The organism is Pseudomonas sp. UBA2684 (assembly GCA_002354655.1).
Taxonomy (GTDB): domain Bacteria; phylum Pseudomonadota; class Gammaproteobacteria; order Pseudomonadales; family Pseudomonadaceae; genus Aquipseudomonas.
The window spans coordinates 59,702-71,510 of the sequence record DELY01000019.1; the positions used below are offsets into that span (position 1 = coordinate 59,702).

General features: G+C 61.1%; 10 protein-coding genes. All 10 read left to right on the forward strand.

Features of this window, described 5'->3' with window-relative positions; all coding sequences use genetic code 11:
- Window positions 1-28: 28 nt before the first annotated feature.
- On the forward strand, window positions 29-535 hold the full coding sequence (gene tssB, locus B3M58_RS08270) for a type VI secretion system contractile sheath small subunit (protein WP_296218242.1): 507 nt from the start codon (window positions 29-31) through the stop codon (window positions 533-535).
- A 25-nt stretch (window positions 536-560) separates the two neighbouring features.
- Window positions 561-2,036, forward strand: coding sequence for a type VI secretion system contractile sheath large subunit (gene tssC, locus B3M58_RS08275; protein ID WP_296218244.1), 1,476 nt, complete (start codon window positions 561-563; stop codon window positions 2,034-2,036).
- 8 nt (window positions 2,037-2,044) lie between these two features.
- Complete coding sequence (gene tssE, locus B3M58_RS08280) at window positions 2,045-2,452, forward strand: type VI secretion system baseplate subunit TssE (RefSeq protein WP_296218246.1); 408 nt, start codon at window positions 2,045-2,047, stop codon at window positions 2,450-2,452.
- Between the two features lie 12 nt (window positions 2,453-2,464).
- Window positions 2,465-2,983: a PAAR domain-containing protein gene (locus B3M58_RS08285; protein WP_296218247.1), complete on the forward strand. Its 519-nt coding sequence runs from the start codon at window positions 2,465-2,467 to the stop codon at window positions 2,981-2,983.
- Window positions 2,976-3,887 (forward strand): hypothetical protein, encoded by a 912-nt coding sequence (locus tag B3M58_RS08290; RefSeq protein ID WP_296218249.1) that lies wholly within the window; start codon window positions 2,976-2,978, stop codon window positions 3,885-3,887. Before B3M58_RS08285 ends, B3M58_RS08290 begins: the two co-directional genes overlap by 8 nt.
- Window positions 3,884-4,321 carry a hypothetical protein gene (locus B3M58_RS08295; RefSeq protein WP_296218250.1) on the forward strand — a complete coding sequence of 146 codons (438 nt, stop codon included), beginning with the start codon at window positions 3,884-3,886 and terminating at the stop codon, window positions 4,319-4,321. Before B3M58_RS08290 ends, B3M58_RS08295 begins: the two co-directional genes overlap by 4 nt.
- Window positions 4,322-4,788: 467 nt before the next feature.
- Window positions 4,789-6,579, forward strand: a complete 1,791-nt coding sequence (gene tssF, locus B3M58_RS08300) for a type VI secretion system baseplate subunit TssF (protein ID WP_296218251.1) — start codon at window positions 4,789-4,791, stop codon at window positions 6,577-6,579.
- Window positions 6,543-7,628 (forward strand): type VI secretion system baseplate subunit TssG, encoded by a 1,086-nt coding sequence (gene tssG, locus B3M58_RS08305; RefSeq protein ID WP_414704065.1) that lies wholly within the window; start codon window positions 6,543-6,545, stop codon window positions 7,626-7,628. Before tssF ends, tssG begins: the two co-directional genes overlap by 37 nt.
- A gap of 6 nt (window positions 7,629-7,634) precedes the next feature.
- Entirely contained in the window at window positions 7,635-10,235 is a 2,601-nt protein-coding gene (tssH, locus tag B3M58_RS08310) for a type VI secretion system ATPase TssH (protein WP_296218254.1), read from the forward strand.
- Between the two features lie 10 nt (window positions 10,236-10,245).
- The gene (locus B3M58_RS08315; RefSeq protein ID WP_296218259.1) at window positions 10,246-11,757 is read left to right on the forward strand and encodes a sigma-54 interaction domain-containing protein; all 1,512 of its coding nucleotides are present in this window, start codon (window positions 10,246-10,248) and stop codon (window positions 11,755-11,757) included.
- The last annotated feature ends 52 nt before the right edge of the window (window positions 11,758-11,809 follow it).

Below are 11,809 nucleotides of genomic sequence, written 5' to 3' on the forward strand. Positions count from 1 at the left end.
CGGGCCATAACCGTAACGGAGAAAGACCATGGCCAAAGAAGGCTCGGTAGCCCCCAAGGAACGCATCAACGTCACCTTCAAACCTGCCACCGGTGGTGCTCAGGAAGAGATCGAACTGCCGCTGAAACTGATGGTTCTGGGTGATTTCACCCAGCGCGCCGATGATCGCAAGATCGAAGACCGCAAGCCGATCAGCATCGACAAGAACAGCTTCGACGAAGTGCTGGCCAAGCAGGAACTCAACCTGACGTTCGCCGTCCCTAATCGTCTGCAGGACGACGCCGAAGGCGACGACATGGCGGTGCAGCTGCGCATCAACTCGATGAAGGACTTCAACCCGGCCAACCTGGTCGAGCAAGTGCCCGAGCTGCAGAAGCTGATGGAACTGCGCGACGCCCTGGTAGCCCTCAAAGGCCCACTGGGCAACGCCCCAGCCTTCCGCAAGGCGATCGAAAGCGTGCTGGCCGACGACGACTCGCGGGACCGCGTACTCGGCGAACTCGGCCTGGCTGCCCAAGCCAAGCTGGACTCCTGATCTCAATTAACAAGGAAGCTAATTCATGAGCACTAGCGCAGCAGTGGAAGGCGGCCGTAGCGCCGCCGAACTCGGCATTCTCGACCGCATCATCGCCGAGACCAAACTGACTCCGGACGACGAAGCCTATGACATCGCCAAGCGTGGCGTGTCGGCCTTTATCGAAGAGTTGCTGAAGCCGCAGAACGAAAATGAGCCGGTGAAAAAGGCCATGGTCGACCGCATGATCGCGGAGATCGACGCCAAGCTCAGCCGGCAGATGGACGAAATCCTCCACAACCCGGAATTCCAGGCCCTGGAATCCTCCTGGCGCGGCCTCAAGCTGCTGGTGGACCGCACCAACTTCCGCGAAAACATCAAGCTGGAGATCATCAACGCCTCCAAGCAGGACCTGCTCGATGACTTCGAAGACAGCCCGGAAATCACCCAGTCCGGCCTGTACAAGCACATCTACACCGCCGAATACGGCCAGTTCGGTGGCCAGCCGGTCGGCGCGCTGATCGCCAACTACTTCTTCGACCCGAGCGCGCCGGACGTCAAGACCCTGCAATACGTGGCCAGTGTCGCCACCATGTCCCACGCGCCATTTATCGCCGCTGCCGGTCCGAAATTCTTCGGCCTGGAAAGCTTCACCGGCCTGCCGGACCTGAAGGATCTGAAAGATCACTTCGAAGGCCCGCAATTCGCCAAGTGGCAGAGCTTCCGCGAGCAGGAAGACGCCCGCTACGTCGGCCTCACCGTACCGCGCTTCCTGTTGCGCAACCCCTACGATCCGGAAGACAACCCGGTAAAGACCTTCGTCTACAAAGAGAACGTCGCCAACAGCCACGAGCACTACCTGTGGGGCAACACTGCCTACACCTTCGCCAGCAAACTGACCGACAGCTTCGCCAAGTTCCGCTGGTGCCCGAACATCATCGGCCCGCAAAGCGGTGGCGCGGTGGAAGACCTGCCGCTGCACCACTTCGAAAGCATGGGCGAGATCGAAACCAAGATCCCCACCGAAGTGCTGGTCTCCGACCGTCGTGAATACGAGCTGGCCGAAGAAGGCTTTATCGCCCTGACCATGCGCAAAGGCAGCGACAACGCCGCGTTCTTCTCCGCCAACTCGGCGCAGAAGCCGAAGTTCTTCGGCATCAGCGAAGAAGGCAAGACCGCCGAACTGAACTACAAGCTCGGCACCCAGCTGCCCTACCTGTTCATCGTCAACCGCCTGGCCCACTACCTGAAAGTGCTGCAGCGCGAGCAGATCGGCGCGTGGAAAGAGCGCACCGACCTCGAACAGGAGCTCAACAAGTGGATTCGCCAGTTCGTTGCCGACCAGGAAAACCCCAGCTCCGAAGTACGTAGCCGTCGTCCGCTGCGCGCCGCTCAAGTGATCGTCAGCGATGTGGATGGTGAGCCGGGCTGGTACCGCGTCAGCCTCAACGTGCGCCCGCACTTCAAGTACATGGGTGCCGATTTCACCCTGTCCTTGGTCGGCAAGCTGGACAAGGAATAAGCATCCTTATGTCAGGTTACGGAAGCCTATTCGAACGCCTCGGCGGTGAAGCCAGCCAGCGCGCTGGCTGGAGCCGCGAGGTCGCCGCCATGGCGTCGGTGGCTACCCACCTGGCGAAAATGCTCAGCACCCGGGCGGGTAGCGTGCAAACGCTGCCCGACTACGGGTTGCCCGATCTCAACGATATGCGCCTGTCGCTGCACGATTCGCTGCAGCAGGCGCGTATCGCCATCGAACGCTTTATCGAAGCGTACGAACCACGCTTGACCGAAGTGCGGGTGATTTCCCTGCCTCGCGACCACGACCCGCTGAGCCTGGCCTTTGCCATCGAAGGCCTGCTGCAAGTCGAAGGTTTCAAGCGCCAAGTGAGTTTCTCCGCAAGCCTGGATGGCAGCGGACAAGTGAAAGTTCATTGAGGAGCGATAAGGATGTCCGGTAAACCCGCCGCCCGCGTCAGTGACCCCACCGCCTGCCCGATCCCCGGCCACGGCAGTAACCCGATTGTCGCCGGCTCCCCCGACGTGCTGTTCGACAACCTGCCGGCCGCGCGCATGGGCGACCCTTCCGCCTGCGGCGGCGCCATGGCCGGCGCGGTGATTCCCACCGTGCTGATCAACGGCAAGCCAGCCACCGTGCTCGGCACCGTGGGTAGTCATGGCAATCCGGTAACTGCGGGTTCGGGGACAGTATTGATTGGGACCGCTCACTCGCCTGCGCCATTTATTGAGCCTCTTGGTCTTCCGGGCTTCTTCGACGAGTTTTTTGTTATTCAGGACGATAGCGGGAACCCTATAGCCAACTATGGCTACCGCATTGTCACTGCATCTGGCGAAGTGCATGAGGGCATCACAGATAGCGAAGGCAAGACAACTGTCATCAACACGGGCAAACAGCGTCAGGAGCTGACCATTTCACTGCTACAGCCAAACGGTGTCGCTCATGCCTGATGCAGCCCTGAAACGTGCCAACTCCACACCGTCAACCCAGCGTACTGGGCAGGTCGTTAACCTGAAGCTGGCAAAGCTTGCTCGCTATGAGCTAAACATTCGCTCATTTCATCCAGGCAAGACTTTTGGCTGGAGCGGTTTAAATTTTGAAGGTGATGCCCGTGGTTTTTCTCTGAGAGCAAGTGGTGTCTCTGGAGAAGTTGGGGCAGAGGTCACGTCACGAATCTGGCATCGTTTCAAGGTGGATGCTCTCTCCGGTAAAGCACTTGACGTAGGAACCGAATCGAATGATTCCGGAAAAATTAGCGGCAATCACACTCGATATGATGGAGTTCTAAAGCCCAAGGGCGATGCTTGGCCAGTTTTAAGAAAGGAAGACGGCCCAGTTACGACACTGCATATCGACGGAGGATATGCAGGTGAGAACCATGCATTTTTTCCGTCTGCTGAATTGAAGGAAAATCTAGGCGTGACATTTGTCCCCAGTCTAGACGTTAGTTACAAGTTCGTTATCACTATTGATCGCGTATCCAAACATATGGATATCGTCACCTATGTGAGTGGTGACGGCTTCCCGAATTGTGAAGCTTTTATTGTCGACCCAGCAGGCACTGCGATTTTTCTGGGTATACATGTACGCAAAGGTGCGGCTTTATTCTCCCTCTGGGGAGATAAAAAGTATCCGATGATAGCTTCTGCCATACGAATCGGCCTCGACGACAATGGTAACTTTAACGGCCTTATTGCAAACGAACTGAAGCGCAGACAACAAAATAAAGAAAAGCTCGAATTCCATACAATTGCCGTGTGGAACGAATTCTTCCTAACTCTCGACCCCAGTGCCGAGCGATGGATGTGGCCATGGCAAGAGCCTATGCCCAATAAGTCGAGAGCAAATCAATGAGCCTAACTGTTTACAGGTTTTTCCAGATTGCCATTTGGACGCCTGCCGTTTTTCTTGTGTCGCTACCATTGCTGGAGTCTATGCTCCGTGGCCCACAAAGCCTTGATGACATTCTCCTGACTTATGGACTTTCATTCGGAATTATCGCTTATCCAGCTTTCGCAATATGGGCTACTAGGTATATCAAGAAAAAATCAGAGGCAGCTACAGCGCGTCTTATTTGGTGGGCACCTATTATTTTTATTCCATTCTACGGTGTGCCATGGGTGATCTATGGATTGGCTCATGTTGTGATGGGTGATATGTCTGGCATTGCCATGGCCTTGTTATGGGTTGCCTTCTCACCATATATATTTTTAGTTGGCTACATATTTTCAATGGCTGTCTTTGTTATTTACGCAATGTTTTTTCAGACTGCCAGCTCAGAGCATTAATTTATGTACATAACAGCATCACCCATCCAACGCACAAAATATTCAGGAGACAGTCAAGAACTGCCAGGGGTCATATCAAAGAAAATAATGACCCGCACTTACTTACTTAGAAAACATAAAAAGTAGGCCGACATGACAGAGCAGAGCGTCCCATTTCTTGAATTTGTATTTTTCATATGCACAGCCAACCTGCCAATTCTATCTCTGGCACTTTTTCTTGTTGTTATCGCTCTCAGAAGAGTTACAAAATCCTGGCTACGCGTAGTTACCTTTTCTATATGCTGGGCATTAACGAGTACGTTGACGACTTTAGTTTTTACTTTTTGGGGACGCTTCAATTCAATCATTAGCAACGGTTTATTAGCTTTTTACACGCCAGCATTAATTGCGACTTTTATAACGACAGCACCGCTTTTCCTATTGCGGCGCAAAGAAGTGCCAATTTCACACTCAAGGAATGAGGCCTGATGTCTTTTAACCACTACTACCAAAGCGAACTCACCGCCCTGCGCCACTTGGGCAAGCGCTTCGCCGAGCGCAGCCCGGCGTTGGCGCCGTTTCTTGGGCAGAGCGGGCGCGACCCGGATGTCGAGCGTCTGCTGGAAGGCTTCGCCTTTCTCACCGGCCGCCTGCGGCAGAAGCTCGACGACGAGCTGCCGGAGCTGACCCACTCGCTGATGCACCTGCTGTGGCCGAACTATATGCGCCCGCTGCCGGCGTTCAGCATGTTGCAGTTCGATCCGCTGAAACGCCCTGGCCCAGCGCTGTCGGTGCCACGCAATACGCCGGTGGAGTCCAAACCGATCCAGGGCGTCACCTGCCGCTTCCGCACCGCGTTTGCCACCGAGGTGTTGCCACTGGCGTTGAGCGGTCTGGAGTATTCGGTCAAGGGCGACGGCGCATTGCTCAGCCTGCGCCTGGCGATGAGCGCCGATGGCCACCTCGGCGAGCTGAACCTCAAGCAGCTGCGGCTGCACCTGGCGGGCGAGCGCTATATCAGCCAGCTGCTCTACCTTGGCCTGCTGCGCCACCTGGACAGCCTCCAACTGGTGCTCCTGGGCGACGACGGCACGCCGCTGAAAGATGCCCAGGGAGAAGCGCTTCGACCGCTGCAACTGGGCACCGAGCAGGTGCAGCCGGTCGGCTTTGCCGAAGACGAAGCCTTGATCCCCTATCCGCTGAACACCTTCCGCGGTTATCGCTACCTACAGGAATACTTCGCCTTCCAGGACAAGTTCCTGTTCGTCGACATCAAGGGCCTGGAGGCGCTCAAACGCCTACCCGAAGAGTTGCTCAAGCAGGCCCGCGGCCTGGAGCTGCGCTTCGAGATCCAGAAAGCCGGGGTGCAGCGCATCCGTCCGAGCTTGGACAACGTGCGCCTGTACTGCACGCCGGTGGTCAACCTGTTCGCCCACGACGCCATCCCGATTCGCCTGGACGGCAAGCAGGACCAGTACCTGTTGCTGCCGTCCGAGCTCGATTCGCAGCATTGTGGGGTGTTTTCGGTGGACCGCGTTACCGGCTGGAAACCCGGCGGCAAAGGCTATGAGGAGTACGTGCCGTTCGAATCCTTCGAGCACGACCCGAGCTTCGACGTGCCCCTGGCGCGCCCGCACTACAGCGTACGCCAGCAGCCTTCGTTGCTTGGCGACGGCCTGGAAACCTACCTGAGTTTCGGCCTGCGCAACCTCGACCAGCACGAGACGCTGTCGATCGAGCTGACCTGCACCAACCAGAACCTGCCGCGCCAACTGGGCCTCGGCGATATCTGCATGCCCAGCGAAGACACCCCGGAGTTCCTCACCTTCCGCAATATCAGCGCGGTGACGCCGAGCTATGCACCGCCGCTGCACCGCGACTTCCTCTGGAAGCTGATCAGCAACATGTCGCTGAACTACCTGTCGCTGGCCAACGTCGAGGCGCTCAAGGTGATCCTGGAAACCTACGACCTGCCGCGCTACTACGACCAGCATCAGGAGAAGGTCAGCAAACGCCTGCTCGACGGCCTGAAAAGCATCGGTCACCAGCACGTCGACCGCCTGCACCGCGGCCTGCCGGTGCGCGGGGTGCGCACCCAATTGACGATCAACCCCGAAGGCTATGTCGGCGAGGGCGACCTGTTCCTCTTCGCCTCGGTACTCAATGAATTTTTCGCCCTGTACGCCAGCCTCAACTCGTACCACGAGCTGCGCGTGCAGAGCACACAGGGAGAGGTATATCAATGGACGCCGCGCATGGGGCAACAACCCCTGCTATGAGACCCGGCGCAACGGCATGCGAGCAAGAGACGGCAACGCCGCCTGAGCGCCGCACCGCAGACTTTGAGCTGGGTCTTACCCGGCTTAGCCGGGGCATCCGCGAGTACAGCCTGTTCCAGGGTGTGCAGCTGGTGCTGGAACGCTTGCGCATCGCCCACCCTGGGCTGGATGAGGAGGCGCTGTATCAGCGGCTGGAGCTGCAGGCCAACCCGAGCATGGGTTTCCCCGGCAGCGATATCGATCGCGTGCAGTTCTTCGAAGAACACGGCGAGCTGCGTGCGCGCCTGCGCATCAACCTGGTCAGCCTGTTCGGGGCCGGCTCGCCACTGCCGGCCTTCTATGGCGAGCAGGCGCTGGGCGACAGCGAAGACGGCAACCCGACCCGTGACTTCCTCGATCTGTTCAACAACCGCCTGCAACGCCTGCTGTTGCCGATCTGGCAGAAATACCGCTACCACTCGCGCTTCCACAGCGGGGCGCTGGACCCCTTCTCCGAGCAGCTGTTTGCGCTGATCGGTCTCGGCGGCAAAACCATCCGCAGCGCCTCCGAGCTGAACTGGAAACGCCTGCTGCCCTACCTCGGCCTGCTCAGTCTGCGCGCCCACTCGGCGGCGCTGATCGAGTCGGTGCTGCGCTACTACTTCAAGCACGCCGAGCTGTTTATCGAACAATGCCTGGAGCGTCAGGTGGAAATTCTCGGTGAGCAGCGCAACCGCCTCGGTTTGGCCAACAGCCGCCTCGGCGAGGACCTGGTGCTCGGCGAATGGGTACGCGATCGTGGCGGCAAGTTCCGCATCCATGTGCGCCAGCTCAGTTGGACGCGCTTCCACGAATTCTTGCCGATCGGCACCGGCTACCAGCCGCTCTGCGCGCTGGTGCGCTTCACCCTGCGCGACCCGCTGGACTATGACATCCGCCTCGAACTGCGCCAGGACGAGATCCGCGAACTGCGTATCGGCGCCGACAACCCCTGCCGCCTTGGCTGGACCAGCTGGCTCGGTCGTGACCACGCCGACGGCGTGGTCACCCTCGGCAGCAAAGCTCATTAAGGATTGATGAAGATGATCAACGTCGATTTACAACAGCTGGTCCAGGCCCTGGATGGCGAAACCAAGCGTGACCTGGAAAACGCCGCCGAGCGCTGTGTGGTGCGTGGCGGCAGCAAAATTCTGGTCGAAGACCTGCTGCTCGGCCTGCTGGAGCGCCCCGACGGCCTGCTCAGTCGCGCTCTGCAAGATGCCGACGTCGATGCCGGCGAGCTGGCCCGGGCCCTGCAACCGCGTGGCGAACATAACGAATCGCGCAACCCGGTGTTCGCCACCGAACTGGTGCAGTGGCTGCAAGACGCCCTGCTGGTGGCCAGCCTCGAACTCGGCCAGAGCCAGGTCGAGCAGGCCGCGCTGATCCTCGCCCTGCTGCGCAACCCGATGCGCTATGCCGGCAGCCACTACCAGCCCTTGCTGGCCAAACTGAATGCCGAACGCCTGCGCGAATTCGCCATGGCCCAGCAGCCGCAAGCGGCCACGGGTAAACCCGCAGGCGGCGAATCGAACCTGTCGCGCTTTACCCACAACTTCACCCAACAGGCGCGCGACGGCAAGCTCGACCCGGTGCTGTGCCGCGACGGCGCGATCCGCCAGATGATCGATATCCTCGCGCGGCGGCGCAAGAACAACCCGATCGTGGTCGGCGAGGCCGGCGTCGGCAAAACCGCCATCGTCGAAGGCTTGGCCCTGCGCATTGCCAACGGTGAAGTGCCGGCTGTGCTCAAGGGCGTCGAGCTGCTCTGTCTGGACCTCGGCCTGCTGCAAGCGGGCGCCAGCGTCAAAGGCGAGTTCGAGCGCCGCCTGCAAGGGGTGATCGACGAAGTCAAAGCCGCGCCGAAACCAATCATCCTGTTTATCGACGAAGCCCACACCCTGATCGGCGCGGGCGGCCAGGCCGGCAGTGGCGATGCCGCCAACCTGCTCAAGCCGGCTCTGGCGCGCGGCGAACTGCGCACCATCGCCGCCACCACCTGGAGCGAATACAAGAAGTACTTCGAGAAAGACCCGGCCCTTGCTCGACGCTTCCAGCCGGTGCAGCTACATGAGCCGACGGTCGAGGAAGCGGTGACCATCCTCCGTGGCCTGGCGCCGGTGTATGAAAAGAGCCATGGCATCTACCTGCGCGACGATGCGGTGGTCGCCGCCGCCGAACTGTCCGCCCGTTACCTGGCCGGCCGGCAACTGCCGGATAAAGCGGTGGATGTGCTGGACACCGCCTGCGCCCGCGTACGCATCAGCCTGGCCGCCGCACCGGACGCACTGGAGCGTCTGCGCGGCGAAATCGCCGAGGGCGAGCGGCAGGACGAAGCCCTGCGCCGCGATCTGGATGCCGGCCTGAATATCGACACCGCCGCCCTGACCCAGCTGGAGAGTCGCCTGGGCGAGGCGCGCGCCGAACTGGAGCAGGTCGAGACCCGCTGGGCCGTGCAGCGTGCGCTGGCCGAGCGCCTGCTCGACCTGCGCAAGCAATGCGCCAGCGCTCGCCAATCTGCCGGTGAGAACGACGACGAAGAGCAACTGGCCCTGGAGCAACTGGAAGCCGAGCTGCGCGAAATACAGATCGAACTGGCCAGCGCCCAAGCCGCCGAGCGCCTGGTCAGCTTCGAAGTCTGCCCGCGCCTGGTCGCCGAGGTGATCAGCCACTGGACCGGCGTGCCGCTGAGCCAACTGGCCCGTGAGCACAACAGCAAGGTGCTGACCTTCGCCCGCGACCTCGGCCAGCGCGTGCGCGGTCAGGAGCAAGCCATCGTCGCCCTCGACCGCTCGATGCGCGCCAGCGCCGCCGGCCTCAATCGCGCCGATACGCCGGTGGGCGTGTTTCTGCTGGTCGGCCCCAGCGGGGTCGGCAAAACCGAAACCACCCTGGCCCTAGCCGATCTGCTGTACGGCGGCGAGCGCTTCCTCACCACCATCAACATGTCCGAATTCCAGGAGAAGCACACGGTTTCGCGGCTGATCGGCGCGCCGCCCGGCTACGTCGGTTACGGCGAGGGCGGCATGCTCACCGAAGCCGTGCGGCAGAAACCCTACTCGGTGGTGCTGCTCGATGAAGTGGAAAAAGCCGATCCAGACGTGATGAACGTCTTCTATCAGATCTTCGACAAGGGCGTGGCCAACGACGGCGAAGGGCGCGAGATCAACTTCCGCAACACGCTGATCCTGATGACCAGCAACCTCGCCAGCGAACGCATCGCCAGCCTCTGCCAGGATGGCCAGCGGCCGACGGCGGAAGACCTGGAACAGGCGATTCGCCCGACCCTCAGCCAGCACTTCAAACCCGCGCTGCTCGGCCGGATGCGCGTGGTGCCGTACTACCCGATCGATGGCGCGGTGCTCAACCAACTGGTCGGCCTCAAGCTGGCGCGCTTTGGCGAGCGCCTGCAACGCCGCCAGTTGCAGTTCAGCCACTGTCCGGCGCTACTGGCCAACCTCGCCGAGCGCTGTAGCCACAGCGACAGCGGCGCGCGCCTGATCGATCACCTGATCGACCAGCACCTGCAACCGCTGGTGGTCGATCGCCTGCTCGCGGCCATGGCCAGCGGCGACACCCTACAGCGCGTGCACGCCACCCTGGACGGCGAAGGAGCGGTGGTCTGTGAGTTCGCTTAAGGTCCCGCCGATGTTCAACCAGGTGCCGCAGCCGCTGCGCTATGCCGAGGCACTGCTGCAACGCTTCGCCAGCCTGGCGCGCGCGGCGAATAGCGACAGCCTGCTCGGCGGCCTGGTCGAAGCCGCGGCGCAACTCTCTGGTTGCGAGCTGAGCCAGCTGTACCTGCTGGACAACACACATACCCGCCTGACCCTCTCCGCCGAGTGGCAGAACGGCCTGCTGCAACCACGCGAAAGCACCAGCCTGCCAAGCGACTACGACGGCGAACAACTGCTGCAATATTGCCTGTGCCAGAACCAGGTGCTCAGCCTCAATGAACTGGACAGCACCCTGCACCAGACCAGCTTCCTGCCGGATGCCGCGCAGCCCTGGCGCAGCCTGCTGTGCCTGCCGCTGCTCGACGAGCAGAAACGCGTGTGCGGCCTGCTGCTCAGTGCCAGTCAGCTGTCGCGCGACCTACAGGGCTTCGCCGGTTCCTTCGGCCACCTTGGTGGCTTCGTCATCGCCCAGCTGCACCTGTTGCAGCGCCTGCGGGCGCCACACAGCGAAAAGCTCGTGGCCAGCATCCCCACACCGTGCGCCAGCGGTTATGGCCTGATTGGCGACAGCCCGCGCATGCGCAGCGTCTACCAATTGATCGGCAAGGTGCTGCACAACCCGGTGAGCGTGCTGCTGACCGGCGAAACCGGCACCGGCAAGGAACTGGTGGCGCGCGCCATCCATGATTGCGGCTTTCGCCGCAGCAGTGCCTTTATCGTGCAGAACTGCGCCTCGCTGCCGGAAAATCTGCTGGAAAGCGAGCTGTTCGGCTACCGCAAAGGCGCCTTCACCGGCGCCGACCGCGACCGCAAAGGCCTGTTCGATGCGGCCGATGGCGGCACCCTGTTCCTCGACGAAATCGGCGACATGCCGCTGGCCCTGCAAGCCAAGCTGCTCCGCGTGTTGCAGGAGGGCGAAGTACGCCCGCTGGGTAGCACCGACACGCACACCGTCGACGTGCGCATCGTCGCCGCCACCCACCGCGACCTGCGCAGCCTGGTCGAGGAGGGACGCTTTCGCGAAGACCTGTTCTATCGCCTGTCGCACTTTCCCATCGAGCTGCCGCCGCTGCGCGAGCGCGCCGAAGACATCCTGCGCCTGGCGCGGCATTTCGCCGACAAGGCCAGCACCTTCCTCCAGCGCGATGCCTGCCGCTGGGCCGACACCACCCTGGAACACCTGGCCAGTTATGCCTTTCCCGGCAACGTGCGCGAGCTCAAGGGGCTGGTCGAGCGCGCCGTGCTGCTCTGCGAAGGCGGCGAGCTGCTGCCCGAGCACTTCAACCTGCGCCGCGACAGCAGCAGCGCAGACAACACCCTGAACCTGCGCGAACGCATGGAGCGGGTCGAGCGCAACCTGCTGCTCGACTGCCTGCGCAAGAACCGCGGCAACCAGAGCCAGGCCGCGCGCGAGCTGGGCTTGCCGCGGCGCACCCTGCTGTACCGCATGGAACGGCTGAGCATCAGCCCGGCTGACGTATAAGGCTTAAGGAGAAGAGCATGTTCAATGCAGCCAACCAGACCCATTTCAGCCT